Below are 26,458 nucleotides of genomic sequence, written 5' to 3' on the forward strand. Positions count from 1 at the left end.
ATGTCTACCCATCTTATTTGGATGCAATCCATGAGCCACATCAACTGATAGCATACAACTGTCAGAAACTGCTGATAAGAATTTGGCTCTGTCTCTTCCAAAGGAAAGGAAAATTTTTTCTAATAGTAAAGCTAGAATGCTAGAACCTGCTCCTTGTTTTGTCCTGCTTCCCACCTCTTCATGATCAAATAATGCGGCTACGTTAATTCCAGTTATAGCCTTTGCCTGAATCATACCTGTCAATGCCGCCTGCACACTTGTCAGGTTATCAATTCGAGGTGAAGATAAAAATTCTTCCTCCATTCCCAGAAGACATGGTTCATCTAAATTGTATAAATTAAGCTCATAATCTAAAATAGCTTCCGGGCTTGTATTTAATTCTTTTGCTAAATATTTTATAAACCGCTCTCCACCCAATTCTTCATTTACAATCGCTGTAATAGGAAGTAAATCAATTTGCTTATTAAGTTCAATTCCCTTATTAATATCTCTATTTAAGTGAATTGCAAGATTTGGTATAGTAAACAACGGCTTTTTGAGATCAATGATTCGAATTTTGGGATGAAATACATCATCGCTTTTCAGGGTTACCCTGCCTGCTGCTGACAATGGTCTGTCAAGCCATGTATTTAAAATCGGTCCTCCATAGACTTCCACATTAATTTGACAATATTTATTTGTTACCAAATCAGGATTGGGTTTGATGCGAAATCCTGGAAAGTCAGTATGAGCAGTTACTATTTTAAAGTTTTCCCTGAAAGCGAAATCCCTACCAACTGCAAAAGCAAATAGACTAGATCCATGATGCTCCACATAATATTTTCCACCCTGGTCAAGTCCCCAGTCGTGTTTTAATTCCAGTCTTTTAAAACCTGCCTCCTCTAATTGTTCCACACTTTCCTTCACAACCATATAAGGGGATGTTCCACTTGATAGCATTTTAAATAAATTTTCTTTATTACAGTTACTCATAATTCTCTTGTTTCCTCCATTATCCACATTTTCTTATGTTATTTACATAATTTAATTTATTTTTTCTATTATCTAAAAGTTCTAAAATCTTCGTTTTGTACGTCTCATCTTCTGTAATACGGGATAAACTGATTAACCGATAACGGTCTAAGTGATACGGAATACTTCTATGAACAGCTAAGTCAATTAGATATTTCGCAGACTTAAAGCTGTTGAGATGGGTATGCCCCTTTTGGAAATCCTTAACGGTATTATGAACAATATAACCATCAGAAACCTTGTAAATGTTGTATGAATGTTTACTATAAACCTGATTCATGTTGCGCCACATCCTTTTCATTTTATACTATATTAAATATATAACAAAAACAAAACTCAACATATGCTATTTTCTATAGGTATACTATAACGTTTTTTTTAATTAATTTCAATTAAATTCATGTAAAGCAAAATAATTTTTTATAAATTATAATTATCTGCTAAAATATTCTAATTATTTATCCTTGTTACAAAAATTATTCTTATGCTAATTCTATGTTTTGAAACGTGCTTTTAATATACAATGATTCTAATTTCGTTGCTTAATTAAATCAGTATAGTATATAATATACGATATAATACAAATATAGTAAAGACTTAGGGGGACAACATTGATTTCATTACAGATTATAGACGTAAAAGATTTTATGTCCAAACTTTTAATTTCAGATACCTTTCATAAATTTCTACTGTCAGAAGCAATTATTACGACCTATAACTCATTCACAATAGATGGTCATATTAACAAGGATTTCTATACTGCACAGGAGCTGGAAGAAAATAATATTTCACAACAGTCAATGTCTTATTGGGAAGCGCTTAAACCATTTTGCTTTGAGCTGATAAAGGGGAAAAAAACACCACTCAGCTTTAAAATTGTTTTTGTACTGTCACAACAAAATGTCAGCAGACTGTTAGATCAAAGTGGTGTTGCTTTTACTGAAGATGATATAAATGGTTTATTTTTAAATATCAGATATAGTGGAAATACCTTATTATGCACTACAGGTACCTCGCTTAAACTGTTTACTCTTGATAAAAGCTTAGAAAATGAATGGGATTTACTGATTCAAAAATATTTTAAGACTCACGAAATTCCTTTTGAAATAAAATAAATAAGTGAATAAAAATTGTAATTGTTAGCACTCTTTTTACATGAGTGCTAATTTACTCTTGACATTTAAAAAAACGAGTATTATTATATAGTAAATAACGTGACTACATAGTTACTTTATAATAATAAAACGCATGAAAAAAGGAGTGTATATTATGGGCAAGCAACACGGTAGTTTATCAATTGACAGCGAAAATATTTTTCCAATCATAAAAAAATGGCTCTATTCTGATCACGATATTTTCTTTCGTGAATTAATATCAAATAGCTGTGATGCCATTACAAAGCTTAAGAAATTAGAGATAATAGGGGAATATATTGTCCCTGATGATCAGGAATTCAAGGTGCAGGTCATTGCAAATCCTAAGGAAAAGACTCTCAAATTTATTGATAATGGTCTTGGTATGACTGAGGATGAGGTTAATGAATACATCAATCAGATTGCATTTTCAGGAGCTACTGACTTTTTAGAAAAATATAAGGACAAGACAAACGAAGATCAAATTATCGGACATTTTGGACTTGGTTTTTATTCTGCCTTTATGGTAGCAGATGAAGTGCATATCGATACGCTTTCCTTTAAAGAAGGAGCTAAGCCTGTACATTGGGAATGCGATGGCGGTACTGAATTTGAAATGGAGGAAGGTACAAAATCTACAGTTGGTACTGAAATAACTTTATTTTTAAATGAAGATTGTCTTGAATTTGCAAATGAATACAGAGCACGTGAAGTAATTCAGAAGTATTGCTCTTTTATGCCGACTGAAATTTTCTTGGTAAACGAGACGGCTGAGCCAGAATATGAAACCATTCTTCCTGAGGAAAAGACTGAAAAAGATACTGTTATAGAAACTATTATTGAGGAAGCAAAAACTGAAGAAAAAGAAAATGAAAACGGTGAAAAGGAAATCGTAGAAATCTCACCGAAAACCGAAAAGCTTAAAATTTTAAAGCGTCCGGTTGCTTTAAATGATATTCATCCTCTTTGGACAAAGCATCCAAATGATTGTACCGAAGAAGATTATAAGGCCTTTTATCGTAAGGTATTTATGGATTATAAAGAGCCATTGTTCTGGATTCACTTGAACATGGATTATCCGTTTAATCTAAAGGGTATTCTTTATTTCCCTAAGATTAACACCGAATATGATTCTATTGAAGGTACCATCAAGCTATATAACAATCAGGTGTTTATAGCTGATAATATCAAAGAAGTTATTCCTGAATTTTTACTTTTATTAAAGGGTGTTATTGATTGCCCTGATTTACCTCTTAACGTATCCAGAAGTGCTCTTCAAAATGATGGTTTTGTTAAGAAAATCTCTGATTACATTTCTAAGAAAGTGGCGGATAAGCTTTCCGGAATGTGTAAAACAGACAGAGAGGCCTATGAAAAATACTGGGATGATATCAGTCCATTTATTAAATTTGGCTGTTTAAAGGATGAGAAGTTCTGTGAAAAGATAACTGATTACATTTTGTTTAAGGACTTAAACAGCAAATATTTAACTCTTTCCGAATATATTGAGTCAAATCTGCCTAAGGATGAAGTAGCTGACGCTGATACTGAAAAAAGTTCAGACAGCGTAGAAGCAAGCGAGACTGAAGAAAATTCTGAGGAAAATGGAGAAAAAGCAAAGAAAACTATTTACTATGTAACAGATGAAAGGCAGCAAAGCCAATACATTAATATGTTTAAGGACGCTGATTTAAATGCAGTTATATTGACTCATAATATTGATTCTCCATTTGTTACTCAATTAGAACAGAAAAATGAAACCATTAAATTCCAAAGAATTGATGCGGATTTGACCGATACTTTTAAGGAAGAGGTTGATGCAGATGCCATGAAAGCCGATACTGATACCCTGACAGAGTTATTTAGAAAGGCTCTCAATAATGAAAAGCTTGACGTTAAAGTGGAGAAATTAAAAAACGATGCTATTTCTTCTATGGTTACTCTCTCAGAAGAAAGCAGACGTATGCAAGATATGATGAAGACTTATAACATGTACGGTATGGATCCTGGAATGTTTGGCTCCAATGAAACGCTAGTATTAAATGCAAATAATACTTTGGTACAGTACATTCTTAAGAATAAGGAATCAAAGCAAGTTCCAATGATATGTGAACAACTCTATGATTTAGCTCTCATCAGCCACAAGCCATTAGCCGCTGACGCTATGACCAAATTTATTGCACGTAGTAATGAAATTATGATGCTGTTGACGAAATAAATCTAGTATTATTTATCATTAATTCTTATTATTTAACTTAAATAACGTTTGAAAGCACATTATTCTTCCTCTTGGCAGATACTTGGTTTTTTAAATCAAAAACAGACATGTCACAAATTCATATAACTGAATTTTGACATGTCTGTATATTAGTTCCAAGTACAGCCAATGATGAATTCTCCTCATCTTTAATGTTTACATTCATCACTTTAGCCTCATCAGCACATGCCAGATAAAGTCCATCTGAATTAAGCAGCATTGCTTTTCCATTTTGACCAATTTTTATTTCATTTACAATAGTTTGTATCGTCGTAAGTTCTATATCTACCGTAATAATTCCAATTAACTTACTGTCCTCCCCTATAATTGGCGTTGAACAAGTCGACATAACGAGTCCACTTACCTCATCATAATACGGATCAGTAATTTTTGTATCTAATGAAGTTAGAGATTGCTTGTACCAATCATATTCAAAGTAATTGTACTCCTCATTACTATATTCATATGTAATAGCTGCTTTTGTTCCATCCTTGTAAATATATGGTCCTATATATTTTTCATTTGAATCGTATACGTATGGCTCATACCAAATACCACTGCCTAATACCATATCATTATTGTATATCAGGTTACTAATCATAGTCTCATACTCACTCAGACTAGTATTTTGATACGTTGCACTAATTGTGTCTGAAATACTCTCTGCTACAAGCGATATTACTTTTAATTCTTTCGAGATACTGTTGATTTGCCCTGCTAATTCACTTGACATAGTATCTTGGATCTGCTGCTTCATCATATTTTTACTAGAATGAATACTATAAATATTCAAAATAGCAAATGCAATTATAAAAATCGGAATCATCAACCCTAATAGCTTAAATTTAATTGATTTAAACATAAAATCTCCTCCTTTTTTATCACTCTACTATTTAACAATACCATTTTTTAACATAAAATCATAGTTATTTAGTACTATTTTTTATTCTTTTTGTTATTCTCTCTTTTATGTAGATAGTATTCTTATAATTACCCATTTTGAGGGCAGAGTTACTTTTATTCTATAAGATTCTCTGACTTTTTTACTTTACAATAACAAGGTCTTTTCTATCGAAAAAATAAGGCACTCAATACTAATTGTACTGAGCACCTTTACTTAAAAACTATTCAACATTCTCTTCTACTGCTGCAAGTCTTGACGCAATCACTTTCAACACCATCTCTGGCATGAAAGGCTTTAAAATAAAATCTGTAGCTCCTAACTGAAATCCTCGCATTCTACTGTCTATATCTTCCTGAGAAGTTAAAAATAGAACCGGGATATCCCTATTTTCTGGCTTTTCTTTTACTTTTCGAATTGTTTCAAATCCATCCATACCTGGCATCTGAATATCCAAAAGAATTAAATCTGGTTTATTCTTCTCTAAAAATTTCAGTGCCTGCTCACCTGACTTTATAAGCGAAACCTTATAATATGGTTTTAAAAAGCTCTCCACAATTTTAAGATTTGTTAACATATCATCAATGACTAATATGTGTTTTAGCATATACAGTCCTCCCTCACTAACACCCTCAAAGGTATTTTATCCCTCAAAGTACTGGTTATAAATATCAAAGAAATTTGCTGTTTTAACATTCGCATTGTCTTCAAATGTCACAGTGTTCCAAAGCTCATCATTAAACTCCGATACAAGACCATTTACAAACACTTCATATGCCTCATCAAAAGCTTTTGTCTTTCGCTGTTCAATAATTACTTCTTTGTTGGCATCTGTTGCGTCAATATCATAACTGTTTATGCATTTGATTATGTAATAACCATCTTCTGTTTCTATTATATCACTTAATTCATCATTTTCCATATTAAAAACAACTTTTTCAGCAGCTTCATCCATTTTCCCTCTACCTAATGATAATTCACAAATCTCATTATCACTGTAGCTCTCTGCTAAAGTAGCAAAATCTTCTCCATTTTGCGCCTTTTCCAATACTGACTGAGCTTTATTATAAGCCTCCTGCTTTTCCTCATCCGTTGCCGCCGTCTTATTTCCGGCTGAATCTATCTTGTATTTATTAATCACAATCTGCTGAATTAAAATAATTCTGGCTTCATCATCGCTGACCTCCGTATTGGTTTCCGTAGTCAGTGAAGAATATACCTTGCTCGCTAACAAATATTCTGAATATGCATTCGCAACATCCTCCTGTGAAATTCCCATACATGATATCTCGGCATCATTTAAACTATCATAGTAATCCTTAGCAGCAAGGCTAATTGTATTTTTCTCTTCCTCAGTCAACTCAATATTATGTTCCTTCGCAAATAATGCCATGCTTTTAATTTGAGCAAGCTGCGAAATGACTGTCTTTTTAACATAATCCTCAATTGTCATGCCGCTGCATTTGGTCTTCCACATATTACAGTCATACACACTTTGGTACTGATCCTGAATATTTGTCAAATAGACTTTTGCTTCTGCCAATGTACAAACACTTCCGTTAATTTGAAACACATCGTTGTCTCCAAGCTTATTAACAAATAGAACTGAAGCTGTTTTCTTGGTGCATCCAATCACTATGACTCCCATAATCAGACAAAGCAATACGAATAAAATAAATTGAAATCTTTTTACCTTTCTATTTTTTATCCTCATCTATTTCATACCTCTGCCTATTTTTCTCAATATACTTCTTGCTACGCTAATACCATTAGCCGATGCCTGCTGCAAGCCTCTTGTAACAGATGCACCATCTCCGATTGCACGAAGACCCTCTACGCTAGTTTCAAAATCCTGATTCACTACTACCTTATTAGAATAGAATTTCACTTCAACCCCATACAGCAGAGTCTCATCACTTGCAATTCCGGGTGTGACCTTATCAAGTGCCATTATCATTTCCTGTATGTCCACCATAATTCTGTGTGGAAATACTAAAGATAAATCTCCTGGCACTGCATCCTTTAGTGTTGGAATGATATTATTTCTACATAGTCGTTCTTCTGTTGTTCGTCTGCCTCTTTGAAAATCTCCAAAGGTCTGTACTAATATTTTACCATCACAAAGCATATTACTAAGCTGTGCAATTTGTTTTCCATATTCTATCGGGGTACGAAAAGGTTTTGTAAAATTTTTGGATACTAATAGTGCGAAATTTGTATTGTTTGTTTTATATTCCTTTGATTTATAAGCATGTCCATTTACTACTGCAAGTCCGTTTTCATAGTATTCTGTTGCTACCTCTCCTGATGGATTGGTACAAAAGGTTCTTACTTTGTCGTCAAAGGTCGGTGTATAATATATCAGCTTTGCCTCGTATAAATTCTTATTCAGAAATTCCATTACCTCGTCTCTTACTTCAACTCTTACACCAATATCAACCGTTCCTACCTGTGTTGATATATTGTATTTATTACAAATATGGCTAAACCATTCAGAGCCTTCTCTTCCTATTGCGGAAACAATTTCATTCGCATAAATACTCTCATTGTGATCTGTTATAACTCCAACAGCCTTTCCATTTTCAATGATCAAATCAGAAACCATGGAATTAAACATCATCTCAATACCTACGTCAAGTAAATGTGTTTGCAGCTTACTATATATTTTATAACCTTCCTCTGTACCTAAGTGTCTGATTGGACATTCAATTAATTTTAAGTTGGCATTTATTGCCTTTCTTCTTATTTCTTGTATCTCCTTGGCTTTATCAACACCATAAATATTCTTATCGGCTCCAAATTTCAGGTAAATACTATCCGATTCCTGAATTAATTCAACGGCCTTGTCATAACCTAATATTTCAGGTAAGTTTCCTCCCACGTCTGGTGAAAGCGAAAGCTTTCCATCCGAAAAAGCTCCTGCACCTGCAAAACCGGTTGTAATAGAACAAGGTTTACATCCAACGCAGACTTTAGTCTCTCTTTTGGGACATTTTCTATTTTCTATTTTTCTTCCTTTTTCTATTATTAAAATACTTATATCTTTTTTCTTTTCTTTTAATTCGTAGGCACAAAAGATACCGGAAGGTCCTGCACCTATAATCACAACATCGTATTTATTCTGCATATTATTCCTCCGAATAGAATTTGACAAAACAACTATTTTTGCCACTAAAATTATAACACAAACACGGATACGTGTCTATGACTAGCACTCTCATCCTATATTATTGCATTTTTTAAAATAATAATCAACTTCTATTGTTTTCTACTTGCAGTCCATTTTTATATGCACTATAATAACATTTGAGAAAAATTATCGGAGGATTATGATGAATAATGTTTATATAATTGGCGTAGCCGGAGGGTCCGCTTCTGGTAAAACGACAATTGTTAATAATTTAAAAGATTTCTTTCAAAATAATATTGAATTAATCAGTCATGACTGCTATTATAAGGCTCATTATGATATGCCTTTTGAAGAAAGAGAAAAGCTAAATTATGACCACCCCAATTCGTTTGACACTAATTTATTAATTTCTGATATTATCAAATTGAAACATGGAGAAGTTGTAAAACGACCTGTTTATTCTTATCAAATACATAACAGAACAAACGAAACCGTTCCTCTCTATCCCAAGAAAGTTATCTTAATTGAAGGAATCTTGATTCTTGAGAACGAAAAGCTTCGCAATCTTATGGATACCAAAATTTATGTAGACACTGATGCCGATGAACGTTTAATGAGACGTATACTCCGTGATATCAAAGAACGCGGCAGAAGCATTGATTCCATCATTACCCAGTATAAGAATACGGTTAAACCTATGCATGAACAATTTATTGAGCCATCAAAAAAATATGCAGACATTATTATTCCCAGAGGTGGAGAAAACTTAACAGCGCTTAATATTCTAAAGGAGCATTTACACCTTGTACTAAACCAAAATCAGGATATTTTATTCCCTCAAAAGTAAATTACATTTAGTATTTTGCTTTTTCTACACATTTTCATTCTATTTATTACTCATATTAATCAAGGACAAAGGAATAGATTCATATAGCTTACTATAATGGATCATTCTTTTTTCCTTGTTCATTGCTAAATCTCAAATTTTCTTAACGCTTCTTTAAGCTCTACTGCCATTTGTGCCAGATTCTCACTTGCTGCTGCAATTTCTTCTGATGATGCAGACTGCTCTTGTGTAGCAGCAGATATATTTTGTGACTCCCCGCTTGTCTTTTTGCTCTCATTATTTATGTTTTCAACTACAGATACAACATTGCCTGTTTGGTTAGTAATTTGCTCCACTCTATTATAAATATCTAATACCTTTGCTGAAACATTCTTAATCATACTGAGGATTTCTTCAAAGCTTTTCCCTGCAACTGAGACTACTTTAGCTCCTTCCTCAACTTCTTTTTTTCCCTCATTCATAAAAACAACCGCATTTTCCATCTTTTCCTGAATTTCATGAATAAGCTGAGTTATCTGGTTTGCTGCATTTTGAGACTGCTCTGCAAGCTTTCTTACCTCATCAGCCACAACTGAGAAACCTTTTCCAGATTCTCCGGCTCTTGCTGCTTCAATTGCTGCATTGAGAGATAATAGATTAGTCTGCTCTGCAATTCCTGCAATCACATCTACAATTTCCCCTATATGGATTGATTTATCTTCCAACTCATTCATTACTTCTGCTGTCGCATTTGTTTTATCTGCTATAATCTCCATCTGAGAGACTACCTTTTCAATCGCAACTTCTCCCTCGTTTGCTGCCTCAGCCGTTTTCTCCGCAGAAGATGATACCTCTTTTGCATTTTCTAGCACAGAATGAATGGAACTTGATATCTGATTTACAACATTTTCTGCATTTTCAGCTAAGTTTAATTGATTTTCAGCGGCTATAGCCACTTCACTTACTGCATTAACCACTTGTGTAGATGCTTGTGCGGATTGCTCTGCACTTGCAGTAAGCTCTTCTGATGAGGATAGCAGCTTATCTGCTGATGCATAAATGGATTGAAGTATGCCATGTATATTAGCTCTTAAATTAACAAGTGAGTTTGCGAGTTTACCTATTTCATCCTTATTTTTAATTTTTCTTTCCTTTTCTCTAAAGTCACCGTTTGAAAGCTCGTTTGCCATTTCCACCATAAATTGAATCGGACCTACTATTTTGTTAACTACCAAAAGGGTAATTACAAATCCTGCAGCAAGAGAAATTGCAGCAACAATAGCCGAATATACTAAAATATGGTTAGCTCCTTTATTAAAGTCTGTCATATAAGTACCTGCAACTACTACCCAATTCCAATCCGGATCTATTTTCTGAAAAGTTATTTTTTCTCCGATTTTATCAGAATTTGGATAGGTCCATGAATATGAAGTAAATCCACCACCATCCTGCATGGCAGCATTAATTTGTTCCTGTACGATATAAACTCCATTCTCTTTTCCCTTTTCCCTCAAATTCCAGATATTAGTTCCTTCCAGGCTTGGATGGGCAATTTCCATACCCTCAGTAGAATATATAATCGGATAACCATTATCTCCCAAATTAATATCTGCATTTATTGCTCTTTTAATTTCCTTTATTGTCTGTGTATCTCCTGCCTGATTGTAAACAACCTCTATGCTATTCCCAGTTTCCTCTGCCTTTCCAAGAATATAGGTTTTAACTTGCTCTTGTGCTTCCTCTAATGTAATAGAACCTCTTTCAACCTCTTCATTTTTAGCATCAATCAGCATTAATATCATGTTAACTGTATTTTCCAGAATAATTTTTCCCTGATCTTCCAGCTCTGACTTTGCAATTGTGTAACTTGAAAAGCCAATTACTAAGCTGACAAGAAGTAGCAAAACACTTACCATTAATATAATTTTACTTTTAATGGAGTATCGAATTCCCAAAAATTTTTTTAACATCTCTTTTATCCTTTCCATACGTGTCCCTCGTGTGCTTTTATCTTATGTATATATTGCGTTTTCTCTACTATGATTCCCCCTCTTACTCATGTATTTCCAGTATTTTTCTAATATCTGAAAGATACTTTTTACCTGATCTGTCTCCGTTTAAAATTCTGCATAGATATTGTCTCTTAATTCCCAATCGCTTAGCAAGCTCAACCTGTGTCATATTAAGCTCAATTAGCCTTACTTTAACAACCTTACCAAATGCAGTTGGCTGTGCTGTTTTATCCAAAGCTTACATCCTCTCTCTTCTTCTAAAATATTAATACTACAAATTAATTATAATTGGTTATTTAGTACATAAAACCTTTAAAAGCAGTTGAGTTTGCCGCTTTTCTGTGTTAATTTTAATGTGGTTGACATGTTACCCTACGCATATATTATATCGTATTTACGATATTGTCAAGGTTTTTGTCGAATTTACGATATTGATTTTTATTTAGATTGGAGGTTTTTATGAATATGATAGGTGAGCGCATAAAACAGCGCCGATTGGAGCTTAAGCTGACGCAGGCTCAGATAAAAGAATCAACTGGTATTTCTACCGGAAATTTAAGTGATATAGAACATGGAAGAAGTCTGCCATCCGCTTCTGCTCTTATCGGTCTTGCCCAAATCTTAGATTGTTCTACTGATTGGCTATTGACTGGAAATTGTCGTATATGCGATATAAAAGATTTTAATATACAAAATGATACTCCTGAATACCAAAACTTATATCTTCAGTTATCTAAAAGTGATCAGGAGGAAATACTTGACATTATACGCTTGAAACTTTCAAGGTATAAAAAGGGGCTCTCCTTTCATTTAGACAATCAAAATAATGATTCGCAACTTGCATAATTTTATTTTTTTACCATTTTAGGGTAACTTATTACCCATATTTTACCAAATAGCAAGGCGGATAAGTCCGCATCAGCTCTCTAATCTCTGACTCATGAGGGACTTGATCACTTTGCCGCGCCGAATGCAGTCACGCAGTGACATTTTCCACTTATATTCGTGCGCATTGTGTTTTTATTTCATAGGATTCAATACTTTTATACGTTACCATGACAAGGGGTTTCATAGTAAATAAAAACAGCCTGTTAGCATAAACAACTTGTAAGTTGCTTAATTAACAGACTGTTTTCATATAATGATAAGAAAATAGAGACTCTATTTAATGGTTACCCCACCTAGTATACAGGATGCATTGACATATATTGTAGCCGTAATCACTCCTGAATGAGTCTTATTGGTCACTCCTCCAAGAATTGGTACCTGCTGAACCACCACTTCGACGTCAGATGGCACAACAATATCTACACCTCCAAGAACTGCTGCTATATCAATATTTGCTCCATTCTTAATCTCTGCATTTCTTAAATCCAAAGTAATAGAACCACCTATTACGGAGTTTAATACTATTCCTTCAAACAGTTGATTAGAATAATCAATGACTCTGGAAGAAAGCACAGCTGTAGCTTGATTTCTTTCATAGCTTCTATATTGACGATGCTCTTCTTTGTCTTTGGTAAAATTTATATTCTCTTTATGGTTACTTGTACTATCTGCAGTATATGTATAATCATCCTTGTAAAATCTACTGTTTCTGAAAATAAAGCTGACACCAATAATAATAAATACAATAGGTATAATTAAATCTTCCCAGTAGTATACATCATATATCTCTGATAAGAGAAGCAAAACACCAATTGAAAGTCCAATCAGATTAGCAACTCTGGGTCCTCTTTGTACAATACTGATACTACAAGGGACAATAATAAATAAGGTCCACCATCCATCAAAGAATAGTTCAAAATCCCAATCCCATAATACATTACCTAAAAAACCAGTACCAATAAGAATAAAAAAAAGTCCCCATAACATATTACCCACTCTATTTCTCATATAAGTTCCTCCACATATAGATATAATGATTTACGTTACTATTCTATTACATTATAGTAAATGACATACTTTTTTTCAACTATTTTACAATATCATAAAGCTGGGCTAAAGCTTTTATCTCATAATTAATATTTACATCCACTGTGCAAATCTCTTCTTTTGGGTTAAACCAACAAGTATCAATTCCCGCATTATTTCCACCCAAAATATCAGAAGATAGAGAATCACCTACTATAATCGTTCTTTCTATTTCTATTCCTGGAATACGTTTAAAGCAATATTCAAAGTATTCTTTCATCGGCTTTTGAAAGCCTGTTGCTTCGGATACAAAAATATTTTTCACATAGGAATCAATTTTAGAGGCTCTTAATCGACTAAGCTGCGTCTTTGTTACGCCATTCGTAACAATATATAGCTCATGTGTAAGAGACAAATTATCCAATAGTTCGATTGCCCCAGAAATTAAATCATAGCCCTGCCCAAGTAACGCTTGATACTCATCCTCAAAAGCGATACCATCTCCATCTATGCCTACTTCCTGAAATAATTTTACAAATCTAGAATAAATTACCTTATCACGAGAAATCATTCCTTTCTCATACTGCTGCCACAGTCCATGATTAATCTCATTATATATCGCTCTAATTCTATCATTCAACAAATAATTATGATTATGAAAGACTTTATTTAAAGCATTTTCCTGAGTAGAATTAAAATCTAATAAAGTTCCGTCTACGTCAAACAGTATTGTACTATATTTATTCATTTTACATCCACCTCTATCCTTTATCTCCAAAGACCAAAATGCCTGCAATCTCTCAGCTTTCTTCTTAATCACAATCCGTTTCGTTTCAATTCTTATTCCAAAACGTTATCGTTACCTTCTGGCAGAATTGCTGCTAAAAGCATTCCTGCTATCGCTGCTAAAGCAAGACCCGATATTGTAACTGTACCGGCCACCGGAATACTATCACATCCAATTCCTAATACAAAAATAAGAGCAGCAATCATCAAATTTCGACTATTACCAAAGTTAAGTCTTGCATTAATCAAAATACGAACACCAACTGATGATATCATACCATATAAAACAATACTAATGCCACCACTCACTGGTGTTGGAATACTCGTTATAAAGCCTCCCACCTTACCTAAAATTCCTAATAAAATTGCAAAACCTGCTGCTATTCTTATAATAGAAGGATCATAATTCTTGGTTACAGCCAATACACCTGTATTTTCTCCATATGTAGTATTCGCAGGACCTCCTAAAAGCCCTGCAAAAGCAGTAGCTAAACCGTCTCCTAATATTGTTCTGTGAATGCCGGGATCCACCATAAAGTTTTTTCCAACAACAGCGCTGTTTGTAGTGATATCTCCTACATGTTCAATCAATGTAACCAGTGCAATTGGTGCAATTGCTAAAATAGCATCCAACCTAAATACAGGCATAAGAAAAAGCTGTGTTCTAACATTCTCATCCATAAAAGAAATGAAATGAGCACTTCTTACCGGATCCAAATTTACAAATCCCAACGGATAGCATACAATATATCCCACAATAATCGCAAAAAGTATTGGCATAAGATTATAGATTCCCTTAGCAAAAACAGAAATACATATGACAGTAGTCAGTACAATTATTGTAACCAAAACCGCTCTTAAGCTAAATTCATTATTATAATAAAATGCTGAATTAATTGCAGTACTGCTTAATCTCAAACCGATTACTATAATAATAGGTCCTGTTACAATTGGCGGTAATAATTTATTTACCTTTTCGTATCCAATTAATTTAATCAAACCAGCAAATAATGCATAAATCATTCCAGATACAATCAATGCACCTTTTACTGCTGCAAGCTTCTCTAAAAAGTCAGGATCTCCTATTCTTGAATTTCCAATTACTGCAATAATTCCTCCCATAAATGCAAAGCTAGATCCCAAAAAAACCGGAACTTTTTTCTTTGTTATCAAATGAAAAATCAAAGTTCCGCATCCTGCGCAAAACAGAGTGATTGAAGTATTAAGTCCTGTTAAAGCTGGTACTAAAACCGTCGCTCCAAACATTGCTAATACATGCTGTATCCCAAGAATTATCTTTTGCCCCAAGCTCTTATTGCTGTTATCCATGATAGCCTCCTCAAAAATAAAGCGGATAAATTTATCCGCTTTTTTAAATGTATTAAATTTTCTTTAACACTATACTACACTTTCTAATAGATTTCAACAATCTTTTCGCTAATATATAAATTATATTTTATTTAGATGACATAAATAAAATGTAGATGAATTTATATTAATTTACTTTAACAAATTGGAAAGCTTCAAAACTGCCTTCCTAATATGCTCATTTTGAATCTGATAGAATACACCATCATCTGCTGCTTTTGCATACTCTGCATTAATTGGCACCTTTCCCAGTACCTCCATATCAAGTTCTGTTGCAATTTTATCAATATGACTTTCTCCAAAAACCTTAATCTCTTTGTTACAATCAGGACACTTTATATAGCTATAGTTTTCTATTATTCCTAATATCGGAATATTCATTGCCTTTGCCATATGATATGCCTTTTTTACAATCATACTTACCAAATCCTGTGGCGATGTAACTACTACAATTCCATCAATCGGTAAAGACTGAAAAACGGTTAACGGTACATCTCCTGTTCCAGGTGGCATATCTACAAACAAGTAATCCAAATCACCCCACATAACATCGCTCCAAAATTGCTTTACCATATTAGCAATTACTGGTCCTCTCCATATAACAGGAGCATCTTCATTTTCCATAAGAAGATTGATTGACATAATTTTCGTTCCATTCGGCGCAATCTCCGGAAAAATTCCTTCCTCATTACCTTGAGCCGGTCCCTTTACTCCAAACATTTTAGGAATTGACGGTCCAGTAATATCTGCATCTAAAACTCCTGTTTTAAATCCTTCCTTCTGCATCAGTGTAGCGAGCGAAGCTGTAATCATAGACTTTCCAACTCCTCCCTTACCGCTGACAACTCCAATTACCTTCTTTACATTGGTATAAATATTAGGTTCCACCAAAAGGCTTTGAGGTTGGTTTTTGCTTTCACAACCCTCACAGCTTTCCTTTGAACATTCCAAATTGCTGCAACTTCTATCTGCCATTGTTATTCTCCTATCTTTCTTTTATAATTTACCATTCATCTTTTTCTTTTAATTGTAAATGGATTTTTACTGTAAAACATTTTAAGTATATCATAATAATTGTGATAAGGTATATGCAAATTTAGAATTCTAACTTATGATACATCAGTATTTTCATTCTCCGCTTTTTTCTTCGCTGTTCTCTTCATAAAATATAATAACCGGCGTTCCTACCTCAATGTTATCAAAAATAGTTTTTACATCTTCATATGGAGTATTAATACATCCATGTGAGCCATTTTTCTTATAAATAGATCCACCAAACTTGCTCCTCCATGAAGCGTCATGGATACCTATTGAGCCATATACTTTCATCCAATAATGTACAAACGCTACATAACCTTTCCCTACCAGGTTCGTATTCCTAACCTTATTATGAATATATCCTACTACAGATGGCGTACCGTTTCCTTTGGCTGTATTTCCTGTTACAATATTAGTAGAAACGATGAGTTCACCCTCCTTATAATACCACATTTTCTGTTCGCTCATATTAATCTCTACGTAAGTATTTCCAATATCATTTTTGCCTCTCCCAAAGGCCTTTTGTTTATATACAGGTTCTCTGTCTTTCTCCTTAACTCCCCTATTAATCATATCAATCAGCTCTTTTGTTTCCTTATCACAATCAATTTTCCATCCATAAGGCCCACCTGAAACTGTGACTGCTTTGCCATGTGAATTCACAAAACTTCTTTCTGTTCCTACCGTATCATGCGCTAATGCAAGCCTCTCAACAAAATCCTTGACCTTTTCCTCATCCAGCACAATACTTCCATTTTTAAGTGTAATCCACGAAGCTATCAGCTCCTTATCTATTAACTCTGTGCTTCCATCTAAATTATATTGGATATAAGCGGTGGCATAATCATTTATTAATTTTTCTTCCTTATTTATTTGTTGATTTACTGCCAACACGATTGAATCTGTTTGTAATGTAAGATGAACGCTCATTGTGCTAATCACTTTATCCCCTTCTCTTGGCATTAGATTTTCCTTTTTACTTTTGATTATGCATTTTGTTGCCCCGATTGCACCCACAATAGCAATAACACTTACAATAGCTGTTAAAGTAAGTAAAATTCCCCATTTCTTACCCATTGCCATAAATTCTACCCTTTCTAAATCCTGCCACATTATTACTAAATGTACTTTTGTAATCTTTTTTATCCATAATTCATCTTTTATAGAATTAACTATTCCATTCATTTTTACTATAAATTACCTATTAAATATCCAAAAAGCAGAGTAGCTTTCACTACTCCACCTAATAAAATACATGGTTTCCGATTACAGTCCCATCAATTTCTGGATTTGCCACTTTAAAATGCAACCAGCTACCTGATGAATATCCATTCAATACCTGCTGTGCTGCCGATGTACAACTACTACTTGCCCCTTGCGATAAAACCAGAGCAAACCTTCCGCTAGCTACAGGGGTAAATTGTCCGCTTTGATATATAACACCGACTACTGTATTTGGATAAGCGCTGCTTCTTACTCGATTTATTACTACACTTCCTACTGCAAGTTTACCTTCCGTGCTTTCACCGCCAGCCTCGCATTGAATAATCGCTGCCAGCATTGCTAAGTCTCCTCCGGAGCTTGATATTGTTTCTGTTGTAGAAGTGGAAGTAGTAGTGGTATCTGTACTTTGTTCACTCTTTGTTACCGCTTCCTTTTCCGCTTTTTCTTTTGCGGCCTTATCAGCGGCGGCTTTTTCTGCTGCCGCCTTTTGCTCTGCTTGAACCTTTTTTAAATTTTCCAATGTATTATTTTGTTCCGCTAGTTTTGCCTCATATTCCTTTGCCTTTTTCTCCGTTGCTGTAATCTCATTTGAATATTGTGAAATTTTAGTAGAAGTTGAGGCAACAATTTCTGCCACCTTTTGCTGCTGTGCTTCCACCTCATCCTGTAAACTATAAAGCTGTGATTGTTCCTCAACCATCAAAGCTTCCTTGTCTGCTATTTCTGTCTTTGTCTGCTCATACCGATCAAGCATATCTTGATCATAATCATATATTTGAACTATGTATTCCGCTCTATTTAATGCATCTGTTAAACTTTTAGATTCAAAAAATATCTCCAAATACTGTGTCGTCCCATTTTCATACATATACTTAATACGCTTCTTCATGTCATCGTATTGCTTTGCTTCCTTTTCCTTAGCCGCTTCCAATTCCTGTTTGGTAACTGTAATTTCTTCTTCTTTCGCATTAATCTGATTTCCTAATTCAGCAAGCTTATCACTCATCTGAGTAAGCTGTGTATTTAAGTCATCCAAATAGGTTTCAAGCTTTGTTTTAGCGGACTCTAAGTTGCCCACCTTATTTTTGGCATCGTTAATGTTAGATTCGGTATTCTTTTTTTGTTCATTAATATCTGAAATCTGATTCGTCACATTACTTTTTGACGATGCCTTAACTGGCATAAATAAACTCAATGATAAGCATATAGCAATCGTAGTTTTAATAAAACTACTCTTAAATATGTTCATACACAATCCCCTTCGCACATATAAATCAGTTATATTGGCTACAATTTAATTTACTAATTACTTTTTATCAAAAACCATCCTCAAAATTTTTACTGCCATCTCCATGACACATTATATTTATTTTTTAAAGTTCCATTGCTAAGCTTGCCCCATCCAAGAGGATGATAATCGACGCACACAAGCTGCCAACCAGTATTTCTTTTTACTGCAATGTCTGAAACATCCAAGGTTTCCCCCTTTAAATATTTCACTGTCCTGTTGTCGTTAACAGAAAGATTAATAATAGAATCAAACTCTGTTGCCTTTAACACCATTGCCAGCGCTTGACTTGGTTCAAACCTATTTTTTTTAATTTCACCCAATAATAAACCTGATCTTAAGAATCGAACCCCTCTTAAATTTTTCATGTATTTGGAAACATAAAAAACTCTTTGACCTTTCACTTCTATATAATTTCTATCTATTTCCATACTAATACGATTTAAAAATTCTTCTAATATATCTGAATCGGCTTTTACTATTTTATAATTTGTATCATTGAACCCATTTACCTGCATTTCTCCTTTTTTGTGTAGCAACGCCATAAAATGTCCCTCTGCTTCCATTTTATGCGGCCATATTCTCACACATTTTGATAATTCCTTTGAACCATTCGCAAGTTCTGGTCTTCCATTGTCAAAACCTTCATAGCCTTTTAGCTCCACTAATTCAAATTGAGCATCCTGATCTAATAAATATTGAATGGTACCTTCATTTTCTTCTGGTGAAAATGTACAGGTTGAATACAATAATAAACCACCGGGCTTAAGCATTCTTGCCGCTTGTACAATTATTTCCCGTTGAAGTTTCGCATAAAATTTAGGACCGTTTTTTTCCCAACTGCTTATAATGGAGGGATCTTTACGAAACATTCCTTCTCCCGAGCAAGGCGCATCAATTAATATTTTATCAAAATATTCCTCAAAATAAGTTAGTAGCTTATCGGCCGTTTCATTCACTACAAAAACATTCGGAATTCCAAACAACTCAATATTTTTAAGCAACGCTTTTGCTCTTGAATTGCTTATATCATTCGCTACCAAAAGTCCTTCTCCCTTTAATTTAATTCCTAATTCTGTGGCTTTCCCTCCAGGCGCCGCACACATATCTAATACAGTATCACCAGGTTGTACATCCAATCTGGATGCCGGTGTCATAGCACTTGGCTCTTGCAAATAATACATACCTGCATAATAATATGGATGCTTTGCCGGATGCTCATTACCGTTATAATAATAGCCATTTGGAATCCATGGTATTTTGTGTATTTCAAACGGGCATAATTTTTCAAATTCCTCAAGCGATATTTTACTGGTATTTACTCGTAAGCCATACATACGTTGATTGTCATAGCTTCTTATATAGTCATCATATTCCTCTTCTAGAATTTCTTTCATTCTATTTACAAACGATTCAGGTAAATTCATTTTTATATCCTCTTCTCCTCGATCTCAAGAAGCAATTAAGCTTATGCCTTATTAAATATCAGTCATTTCACTATTTCATATTAACTCCCTAGATGATACTGTTTCATTCTATAATTATATCTAAAATATTCTTATGAATCAACTATGATAAAATATTCATATGAATCATCTTCCTAACTTCACAAAACTTGATTTACCTCCATAAAACTATTCCTTTCAAATTTTTTGCAGCTTCCACTTTCCACTGACAAATCTGCCAATAAAACAAGTAGCTCTGAACATCCAATCCACTACCATAGCAATCCATACGCCGATTGCACCCATTCCGTAATGTTTTCCCAAAATGTAGCTTAATAGAATTCGAAACATACACATAGAAAAAACAGAAATATACATAGTAAATTTAACATCATTAGAAGCTCTTAATGCATTTGGAAGAGTGAAAGATGCCGGCCATAAAATCATAGCAATTCCATCATGTATAAAAATCAGTATTGTTGCTAATTCTAACGTTTCAGGAGACAAATCGTAAATACTTAATATCAAAGGCATTGTGATGAGTATAACAATGTTAATACATATCGTAATAACATAAGTAAGCTTGAGTACTTTCTTCGTATAATATACCGCCTGTTTATAGTCGCCTGCACCGACACACTGTCCCACAACCGTTATCATTGCTAGGTTCATAGCCACACCTGCTATACATCCCATAGCATCTAGATTATTAGCAACCGCATTAGCAGCAATCTGAACTGTACCAAAATAAGAAATAATACTTACTACCACAACACGCCCCAACTGAAATATGCTATTTTCAAAGCCATTTGGTATTCCAATATTCAGTATTTTTTTTATTATAGGAGTTGAAATCTCTAATTTAAATATATGGTCTATATAAACCTCATTTTGACTATTACATGATAATATCAACATGATCACTGCTGCGCTTGATCTGGCTATCAAAGATGCCAGTGCTGCACCCGCAACTCCCATATTAAAATGAAAAATAAATATCGCATTACCTATCACATTAATAATATTCATTCCTAACGATATCTGCATAGAGATTTTTGAATTTCCCGTTGACCGAAACAAGGCAGCACATGAATTGTATAATGCTAGGCAAGGATAAGATATTGCTGATATAATCAAATAGGTGATTGCATTTTTCATAACATCATGATCAATTGTTCCAAATAACAAATTAAGCAAGGGAATACGAAAAACAATAGTAAGTACCATAATACCTAAGGAAATTAAAACAGTTATATATATCAACTGCTTAGCAGAAGAACATGCTAAATCTTTTCTCTTTTTTCCTATATATTGTGAAGTTACAACTGCACCTCCTGTTGATATCGCCGCAAAAACATTTATGAGTAAATTATTAATCATATCAACTAATGACACTCCTGATATTGCCGCCTCTCCTGCTCTTGATATCATCATAGTATCTGCCATTCCAACTGTAATGGCCAAAATTTGCTCAATTATCAGAGGTATTATAAGTCTTTTTAATGCTTTATTGTCAAATAGCATACCGTCTACTTCCTTCTTTATTATCTTTTGTTACCTATTAGATTTATTTATCAAATTTATCTATTGGCTTAAAACAAGGCACAAAATCATCTTTTTCTATTATAGCATAACTTTTTATGATTAATAACAATTAACTAAATTTATTATATTAACTATTGCCATATATTCTAAATATTGTTACAATCATTAATAGTTTTGCTTGATGCAAAATCGCGTAGATATATACATTTAATAATAAGGAGGCCTTTTTGTGACTTGGTTATTTAACATGTGCAAATTCTTTTGGAATAAATACTTTTATAAACTTATCTTTTCCAAAAGAAATTTAGCTTTTATATCCGTAATTGGATTAATTCTTTCTACTCTTCCGCTTATTATCATTGGTTTTTATAATCATCCCAGTGCAGATGACTTTAATTATACAATATTAACTGGAGCAGCATTAAGAAATAACTCTGGCATTTTTGCAGTATTTGCAGTAATTGGGGCGGCAATTGAACGTGCTACCAGTTATTGGAGCGTTTGGCAGGGTACATATGCAATGAGCTTTATTGCTGCACTGCGTCCATCACTGTTTTCCGAGCAATTAACTTTTTTACATTCGGTTATTTTAATCGGTATTTTAATTTTATCTATTTTTTATTTATTTTATGTTTTGTTATACAGAATTTTAGGATATGATAAATATATCTATATCATTCTTGCAAGTGTAACTGCAATTTTATCAATTCAATATCTTCCAAATGCTGTGGAAGGCTTTTTCTGGTACACTGGCGGCGTTGGTTATACATTTTTTCTATATTTAGCATTTATTTTACTCGGAAAATCGCTCTTAGCTTTTCATACGAAAAATCTAAGCGTAAAGAACTGTATTGCTCTTTGCATTTTATCCTTTTGTGTAGCGGGCGGACATTTTGCAATTACTTTACTTGGCTTTGTTTTTACAATCATACTTTTTATCGAAGCATTGCTGAATAAAAATTTAGTAATGTCCTTTAAAATCAAATATACTGTTAATACGATCATATATTTAATAGGCTTTGGCCTGTGTGTAGGTGCACCCGGTAACTTAAGAAGACAAGAATCTTTTAATGAAAAGCAAACTGTCATCGCAACGATAGTAAAAGCTTATCTTCATGGACTTGGCTATGCTAAGCTCTATACCAATACAGTTGTTTTAATGGGTATTATCTTTATAGGTATCATTGCTTTTTTAGGAAGCAAAAAGGTAATATATCATTTCAAATATCCTGTTATTTTTACGTTGATCACCTTTAGTATGTATGCTGTACTGCTTATGCCTGGATTTTATTCAACGAATGGAATACCTGCTCCTCGGTATCTTGATATTATTTATTTTGGAGCCATACTATTCTTTTCTACCAATATTATTTATTATGGTGGATGGCTTCGAAATAAATTGAATGAATTAGAAAGCAACAGCCAGTTCAGCGAATTTATTACATCATTAAAACCTCTTGCACTCAATATTGTCATTTTTCTTTTTATTATGTATGGAGTAAACCATTTGACAACTCTTGAAATTACTTTATCTACAGGTGTTAGAGCTATTAAATCAATTGTAAGTGGTGAAGCAGCAGACTTTGATGCCCAAATGGATGCGCGCGAAGAATTGTATCACGATGATACAATAAAAGAAGTCTATCTTTCCCCCCTTACCGTATATCCCGAATTAATATATTTTGACGATATTACGGATGACAAGGAGAATTATGCAAATTATAAAATTGCTGAATACTATGATAAAGATTTTATTGTGATTCAATAACAGATGCTCAATTTAGGGTATTTTAGATAAAGGCACTTTTAGTGTCTTTATTTTTTTATAAATTTTATCATTATTTTTAATTTAATGGACATACTAACTTTGGATTGGTAATTGTAAAAATTATTATAATTGCTTCAATTTTATTAAACTAAAGGAGGTAACATTATGTCAGATATTTCAGAACTAGATCTACAAAATTTAAGACACTTAATCGGAGGACACGAAACAGCACATTGCAAATTAGCTGCATACGCCGAAGGTGCAGAAGATGCACAAGTAAGGCAGTTTTTTCAAAAATCTGCTCAATCTGCTGAACAAACAAAGCAACAATTAATGCAATTTTTACAATAGGAGGTTAATTAATATGATGATGGAAAAAACAATGGTAGCCGATGCTTTAGTGGGTATGAATGGTGAACTTACCAAATACGCTGAAATGATTACTCAAACTGAGAGTCCTCAGTTAAAGCAAACCTTAAAACAACTTCGTAATCAATGCGAAACTTCACAGGAAGAGTTATATCAGATTGCAAGAAGCAAATCTTACTATGTTCCGGCTGCAAAAGCAACGCCAGAGGAAATCGAACATGTAAGATCTTTATTCAAGTAATTATTATTGATTAAATCAGTCAAACTCTATGTCTATAAAAATAACCTAATAAAATGAATTTTTCAGTTTTTTCACTCGTAAAAGAATAAAGTACCTATGCTTTTCTAAGGATCATGAATGTTGCAGTTACTTTATGCTCCAAATGCAGTTACGCATAATTTTCTACTTGATTCATGACAGCAGCTTAATTCTTTTGTATAAAAAAATTATAGAGAATTTTTATTTATATAAAAAGAGTATCGACTTTAATCGCTACTCTTTTTTATATACATATCATTTACATTTATTAAAAATCTACCTCTGTACCATAATAAGTACAAATCAACAATTTTTCCATTAATTCTGGATTAATTGCTCTTGGATTTGAGCCTGTACATGCATCACCAACTGCAAGCTCTGCAATTCTAGCTACTTTCTCTTTAAACTCATCTTCCTTTATTCCAAATTCTTTTAAATTTTTAGGAATACTTAGCTTTACATTATATTCATCAATCTGCTTACAAAGATTGTCAATTAACTCATCTTCTGAATCACCTGTGATACCAACAAACTTAGCTATATAAGCATAACGGCTCTTTGCTGTTGCATCCTTTGCATTAAATTTAATTACATATGGTAAATATATCGCATTTGCACATCCATGAGGAATATGTCCTGTATCAAACGCCGCACCTGTCTTATGTGCCATTGAATGAACAATTCCTAAAAGTGCATTACTAAACGCCATACCAGCTAAACACTGTGCATAATGCATTTGCTCTCTTGCCTTTACATCCCCCGCAAAAGAATCTTGTAACTCCTCAAATACCATTTGAATTGCTTTTAATGCAAGTGGATCTGTAAAAGGTGAATTTAATGTAGAAACATATGCTTCAATAGCATGTGTTAATGCATCCATCCCGGTATGTGCTGTCAATGTAGCAGGCATAGTTTCCGCTAATTCAGGATCAACTACCGCTATGTCTGGAGTAATATTAAAATCAGCCAATGGATATTTGATACCGGTTGAGTAGTCTGTTATTACAGAAAATGCCGTAACCTCAGTAGCTGTTCCCGACGTAGATGGAATTGCAAGAAATTTAGCTTTTTGTCTTAACTCAGGAAAACTAAATGGAGTTACTAAATCTTGGAATGTCGTTTCTGGATATTCATAAAAAGCCCACATTGCTTTGGCTGCATCAATTGGTGAACCACCACCGATTGATATAATCCAATCAGGCTCAAATTTTCTCATTGCTTCTGCTCCACGCATTACAGTTTCTACTGATGGATCTGGTTCAACATTTTCAAATAATTCTGTTTCTATTCCTGCCTCTTTAAGATAATTTAATACCTTGTCCAAGAAACCAAAACGCTTCATTGAACCTCCGCCAACTACCACGATTGCCCTTTTCCCTTTTAATGTTTTCAGTACTTCAAGGCATCCTCGTCCATAGTATAAATCTCTTGGTAACGTAAATCTTGCCATAAAATTACCTCCTAATAAATATATTTAAATGTTTTTTATTTTTTGTACTTATTAAGTATATCACAGCAAATTAATTTATACAATTGCGATTGTGAATTTTTAGACAATCTATGTATAAATTATATAGCCCATTTTTTATGCATAATTACTAAATATAAATATATATTATATTTATATTGTATAAATTTATGTACAATATGGAAACACAATATATTTTTTTGTATGAATTAAAAATTATATGTCTTATTCGAGTGCCAATGATTGTATTTCATTTAACAATATCTCATTCTTTATCCTCAAGGTGTCTATAAGCTTCCCATGATTTGAAATCCTGTCAATTCGGATACAAAAATATTTTTCACATAGGAATCAATACCGACTACAATGCACAAAAATAGAGTTAGTAAATAATCATTTACTAACTCTATTAAGCAGGGGAAGAGGGATTCGAACCCCCGTGAACAGTTTTGGAGACTGTCATCCTGCCGCTGGATGATTCCCCTCTGCTAATCCTAATATATCTTATTATACAACACAAGTGACTATTTTACTAGTCACTATCTGTACCTTCAAAACTGCACATTGAATTCGAAAAATATTTGACGCTTCTTAGCTCTTCAAGCTTCGCTTGTCGTTTGCTATTCTCTTTGGGTCATGCCCTCGACCGATTAGTAACAGTCAGCTCCATACATTACTGCACTTCCACCTCTGCCCTATCTACCTTGTACTCTTCA

Annotated in this window: 24 protein-coding genes, 1 tRNA gene and 1 rRNA gene; 7 read left to right on the forward strand and 19 right to left on the reverse strand. The window is 33.6% G+C overall.

Going from position 1 to position 26,458, the window contains the following annotated elements; all coding sequences use genetic code 11:
• Both C8E03_RS21150 and C8E03_RS21155 read right to left on the reverse strand, forming a co-directional pair.
• A partial coding sequence (locus C8E03_RS21150; protein ID WP_110292056.1) for a M18 family aminopeptidase occupies nucleotides 1–972 on the reverse strand: 972 nt, incomplete at its 3' end.
• A 19-nt stretch (nucleotides 973–991) separates the two neighbouring features.
• Nucleotides 992–1,291, reverse strand: coding sequence for a hypothetical protein (locus C8E03_RS21155; RefSeq protein ID WP_110292057.1), 300 nt, complete (start codon nucleotides 1,289–1,291; stop codon nucleotides 992–994).
• A 331-nt stretch (nucleotides 1,292–1,622) separates the two neighbouring features.
• Here C8E03_RS21155 and C8E03_RS21160 point away from each other — a divergent pair, with 331 nt between their 5' ends.
• On the forward strand, nucleotides 1,623–2,126 hold the full coding sequence (locus C8E03_RS21160; protein ID WP_110292058.1) for a DUF5721 family protein: 504 nt from the start codon (nucleotides 1,623–1,625) through the stop codon (nucleotides 2,124–2,126).
• A 154-nt stretch (nucleotides 2,127–2,280) separates the two neighbouring features.
• Entirely contained in the window at nucleotides 2,281–4,362 is a 2,082-nt protein-coding gene (gene htpG, locus C8E03_RS21165; RefSeq protein WP_110292059.1) for a molecular chaperone HtpG, read from the forward strand.
• A 118-nt stretch (nucleotides 4,363–4,480) separates the two neighbouring features.
• Here htpG and C8E03_RS21170 read toward each other — a convergent pair whose 3' ends face one another.
• From C8E03_RS21170 to C8E03_RS21185, 4 genes are all read right to left on the reverse strand, one after another.
• Nucleotides 4,481–5,263, reverse strand: coding sequence for a PDC sensor domain-containing protein (locus tag C8E03_RS21170; RefSeq protein ID WP_110292060.1), 783 nt, complete (start codon nucleotides 5,261–5,263; stop codon nucleotides 4,481–4,483).
• 262 nt (nucleotides 5,264–5,525) lie between these two features.
• Nucleotides 5,526–5,909, reverse strand: a complete 384-nt coding sequence (locus C8E03_RS21175) for a response regulator (RefSeq protein WP_094378960.1) — start codon at nucleotides 5,907–5,909, stop codon at nucleotides 5,526–5,528.
• Nucleotides 5,910–5,945: 36 nt separating this feature from the next.
• Complete coding sequence (locus C8E03_RS21180; protein ID WP_094378958.1) at nucleotides 5,946–7,016, reverse strand: peptidylprolyl isomerase; 1,071 nt, start codon at nucleotides 7,014–7,016, stop codon at nucleotides 5,946–5,948.
• Nucleotides 7,017–8,429: an NAD(P)/FAD-dependent oxidoreductase gene (locus C8E03_RS21185; RefSeq protein ID WP_110292061.1), complete on the reverse strand. Its 1,413-nt coding sequence runs from the start codon at nucleotides 8,427–8,429 to the stop codon at nucleotides 7,017–7,019.
• Nucleotides 8,430–8,634: 205 nt separating this feature from the next.
• On the opposite strand from C8E03_RS21185, the gene udk reads away from it, so the two are divergent.
• Nucleotides 8,635–9,279, forward strand: a complete 645-nt coding sequence (gene udk, locus C8E03_RS21190) for a uridine kinase (RefSeq protein ID WP_207657821.1) — start codon at nucleotides 8,635–8,637, stop codon at nucleotides 9,277–9,279.
• A gap of 125 nt (nucleotides 9,280–9,404) precedes the next feature.
• On the opposite strand, the gene C8E03_RS21195 is transcribed toward udk, so the two are convergent.
• Together C8E03_RS21195 and C8E03_RS21200 are read right to left on the reverse strand one after the other, a co-directional pair.
• Nucleotides 9,405–11,246, reverse strand: coding sequence for a methyl-accepting chemotaxis protein (locus C8E03_RS21195; RefSeq protein ID WP_094378954.1), 1,842 nt, complete (start codon nucleotides 11,244–11,246; stop codon nucleotides 9,405–9,407).
• A gap of 64 nt (nucleotides 11,247–11,310) precedes the next feature.
• A complete protein-coding gene (locus C8E03_RS21200; protein ID WP_242993675.1) occupies nucleotides 11,311–11,505 on the reverse strand; it encodes a helix-turn-helix domain-containing protein in 195 nt (64 codons plus the stop codon).
• Nucleotides 11,506–11,729: 224 nt separating this feature from the next.
• On the opposite strand from C8E03_RS21200, the gene C8E03_RS21205 reads away from it, so the two are divergent.
• Complete coding sequence (locus C8E03_RS21205) at nucleotides 11,730–12,116, forward strand: helix-turn-helix domain-containing protein (protein ID WP_094378952.1); 387 nt, start codon at nucleotides 11,730–11,732, stop codon at nucleotides 12,114–12,116.
• Between the two features lie 315 nt (nucleotides 12,117–12,431).
• Here the strand turns inward: C8E03_RS21205 and C8E03_RS21210 are convergent, their stop codons facing one another.
• From C8E03_RS21210 to C8E03_RS21245, 8 genes are all read right to left on the reverse strand, one after another.
• Nucleotides 12,432–13,166: a LiaF transmembrane domain-containing protein gene (locus C8E03_RS21210; protein WP_094378950.1), complete on the reverse strand. Its 735-nt coding sequence runs from the start codon at nucleotides 13,164–13,166 to the stop codon at nucleotides 12,432–12,434.
• Nucleotides 13,167–13,245: 79 nt separating this feature from the next.
• Nucleotides 13,246–13,932 carry a YjjG family noncanonical pyrimidine nucleotidase gene (locus tag C8E03_RS21215; protein ID WP_094378948.1) on the reverse strand — a complete coding sequence of 229 codons (687 nt, stop codon included), beginning with the start codon at nucleotides 13,930–13,932 and terminating at the stop codon, nucleotides 13,246–13,248.
• Nucleotides 13,933–14,024: 92 nt separating this feature from the next.
• Entirely contained in the window at nucleotides 14,025–15,299 is a 1,275-nt protein-coding gene (locus tag C8E03_RS21220) for a uracil-xanthine permease family protein (protein ID WP_094378946.1), read from the reverse strand.
• A gap of 171 nt (nucleotides 15,300–15,470) precedes the next feature.
• Nucleotides 15,471–16,313: an Mrp/NBP35 family ATP-binding protein gene (locus tag C8E03_RS21225; RefSeq protein ID WP_094378944.1), complete on the reverse strand. Its 843-nt coding sequence runs from the start codon at nucleotides 16,311–16,313 to the stop codon at nucleotides 15,471–15,473.
• Nucleotides 16,314–16,466: 153 nt separating this feature from the next.
• Nucleotides 16,467–17,561 carry a L,D-transpeptidase family protein gene (locus C8E03_RS21230; protein ID WP_110292062.1) on the reverse strand — a complete coding sequence of 365 codons (1,095 nt, stop codon included), beginning with the start codon at nucleotides 17,559–17,561 and terminating at the stop codon, nucleotides 16,467–16,469.
• Nucleotides 17,562–17,619: 58 nt separating this feature from the next.
• Nucleotides 17,620–18,849, reverse strand: a complete 1,230-nt coding sequence (locus C8E03_RS21235; protein WP_094378940.1) for a cell wall hydrolase — start codon at nucleotides 18,847–18,849, stop codon at nucleotides 17,620–17,622.
• 89 nt (nucleotides 18,850–18,938) lie between these two features.
• A complete protein-coding gene (locus C8E03_RS21240; RefSeq protein ID WP_110292063.1) occupies nucleotides 18,939–20,315 on the reverse strand; it encodes an RsmF rRNA methyltransferase first C-terminal domain-containing protein in 1,377 nt (458 codons plus the stop codon).
• Nucleotides 20,316–20,531: 216 nt separating this feature from the next.
• Nucleotides 20,532–21,857 (reverse strand): MATE family efflux transporter, encoded by a 1,326-nt coding sequence (locus C8E03_RS21245; RefSeq protein WP_110292064.1) that lies wholly within the window; start codon nucleotides 21,855–21,857, stop codon nucleotides 20,532–20,534.
• Nucleotides 21,858–22,107: 250 nt separating this feature from the next.
• Between C8E03_RS21245 and C8E03_RS21250 the strand changes: the two genes are divergently transcribed.
• The 3 genes from C8E03_RS21250 (at nucleotide 22,108) to C8E03_RS21260 (ending at nucleotide 24,256) form a co-directional block, all read left to right on the forward strand.
• On the forward strand, nucleotides 22,108–23,646 hold the full coding sequence (locus tag C8E03_RS21250; protein WP_094378934.1) for a DUF6056 family protein: 1,539 nt from the start codon (nucleotides 22,108–22,110) through the stop codon (nucleotides 23,644–23,646).
• Nucleotides 23,647–23,811: 165 nt separating this feature from the next.
• Nucleotides 23,812–23,997: a hypothetical protein gene (locus C8E03_RS21255; RefSeq protein ID WP_094378932.1), complete on the forward strand. Its 186-nt coding sequence runs from the start codon at nucleotides 23,812–23,814 to the stop codon at nucleotides 23,995–23,997.
• A gap of 16 nt (nucleotides 23,998–24,013) precedes the next feature.
• On the forward strand, nucleotides 24,014–24,256 hold the full coding sequence (locus C8E03_RS21260) for a spore coat protein (RefSeq protein ID WP_094378962.1): 243 nt from the start codon (nucleotides 24,014–24,016) through the stop codon (nucleotides 24,254–24,256).
• A gap of 286 nt (nucleotides 24,257–24,542) precedes the next feature.
• On the opposite strand, the gene C8E03_RS21265 is transcribed toward C8E03_RS21260, so the two are convergent.
• The 3 genes from C8E03_RS21265 to C8E03_RS21275 form a co-directional block, all read right to left on the reverse strand.
• Entirely contained in the window at nucleotides 24,543–25,724 is a 1,182-nt protein-coding gene (locus tag C8E03_RS21265; protein WP_094378930.1) for an iron-containing alcohol dehydrogenase, read from the reverse strand.
• 432 nt (nucleotides 25,725–26,156) lie between these two features.
• Nucleotides 26,157–26,227, reverse strand: a tRNA-Trp gene (locus C8E03_RS21270).
• Nucleotides 26,228–26,372: 145 nt separating this feature from the next.
• A 23S ribosomal RNA gene (locus C8E03_RS21275) occupies nucleotides 26,373–26,458 on the reverse strand; the annotation flags it as partial.

Origin of the sequence: Lachnotalea glycerini (genome assembly GCF_003201285.1) — a bacterium.
In the GTDB taxonomy this organism is placed as follows: Bacteria; Bacillota; Clostridia; order Lachnospirales; family Lachnospiraceae; genus Lachnotalea; species Lachnotalea glycerini.

Coding starts and splice junctions, on each gene's coding strand:
- C8E03_RS21240 (WP_110292063.1), bottom strand. CDS start 20,315: ATGAATTTACCTGAATCGTTTGTAAATAGAATGAAAGAAATTCTAGAA.
- C8E03_RS21245 (WP_110292064.1), bottom strand. CDS start 21,857: ATGCTATTTGACAATAAAGCATTAAAAAGACTTATAATACCTCTGATA.
- C8E03_RS21265 (WP_094378930.1), bottom strand. CDS start 25,724: ATGGCAAGATTTACGTTACCAAGAGATTTATACTATGGACGAGGATGC.
- C8E03_RS21260 (WP_094378962.1), top strand. CDS start 24,014: ATGATGGAAAAAACAATGGTAGCCGATGCTTTAGTGGGTATGAATGGT.
- C8E03_RS21210 (WP_094378950.1), bottom strand. CDS start 13,166: ATGAGAAATAGAGTGGGTAATATGTTATGGGGACTTTTTTTTATTCTT.
- C8E03_RS21195 (WP_094378954.1), bottom strand. CDS start 11,246: ATGGAAAGGATAAAAGAGATGTTAAAAAAATTTTTGGGAATTCGATAC.
- C8E03_RS21180 (WP_094378958.1), bottom strand. CDS start 7,016: ATGAGGATAAAAAATAGAAAGGTAAAAAGATTTCAATTTATTTTATTC.
- C8E03_RS21230 (WP_110292062.1), bottom strand. CDS start 17,561: ATGAATGGAATAGTTAATTCTATAAAAGATGAATTATGGATAAAAAAG.
- C8E03_RS21235 (WP_094378940.1), bottom strand. CDS start 18,849: ATGAACATATTTAAGAGTAGTTTTATTAAAACTACGATTGCTATATGC.
- C8E03_RS21155 (WP_110292057.1), bottom strand. CDS start 1,291: ATGAATCAGGTTTATAGTAAACATTCATACAACATTTACAAGGTTTCT.
- udk (WP_207657821.1), top strand. CDS start 8,635: ATGAATAATGTTTATATAATTGGCGTAGCCGGAGGGTCCGCTTCTGGT.
- C8E03_RS21205 (WP_094378952.1), top strand. CDS start 11,730: ATGAATATGATAGGTGAGCGCATAAAACAGCGCCGATTGGAGCTTAAG.
- C8E03_RS21255 (WP_094378932.1), top strand. CDS start 23,812: ATGTCAGATATTTCAGAACTAGATCTACAAAATTTAAGACACTTAATC.
- C8E03_RS21225 (WP_094378944.1), bottom strand. CDS start 16,313: ATGGCAGATAGAAGTTGCAGCAATTTGGAATGTTCAAAGGAAAGCTGT.
- C8E03_RS21185 (WP_110292061.1), bottom strand. CDS start 8,429: ATGCAGAATAAATACGATGTTGTGATTATAGGTGCAGGACCTTCCGGT.
- C8E03_RS21220 (WP_094378946.1), bottom strand. CDS start 15,299: ATGGATAACAGCAATAAGAGCTTGGGGCAAAAGATAATTCTTGGGATA.
- C8E03_RS21170 (WP_110292060.1), bottom strand. CDS start 5,263: ATGTTTAAATCAATTAAATTTAAGCTATTAGGGTTGATGATTCCGATT.
- C8E03_RS21175 (WP_094378960.1), bottom strand. CDS start 5,909: ATGCTAAAACACATATTAGTCATTGATGATATGTTAACAAATCTTAAA.
- htpG (WP_110292059.1), top strand. CDS start 2,281: ATGGGCAAGCAACACGGTAGTTTATCAATTGACAGCGAAAATATTTTT.
- C8E03_RS21215 (WP_094378948.1), bottom strand. CDS start 13,932: ATGAATAAATATAGTACAATACTGTTTGACGTAGACGGAACTTTATTA.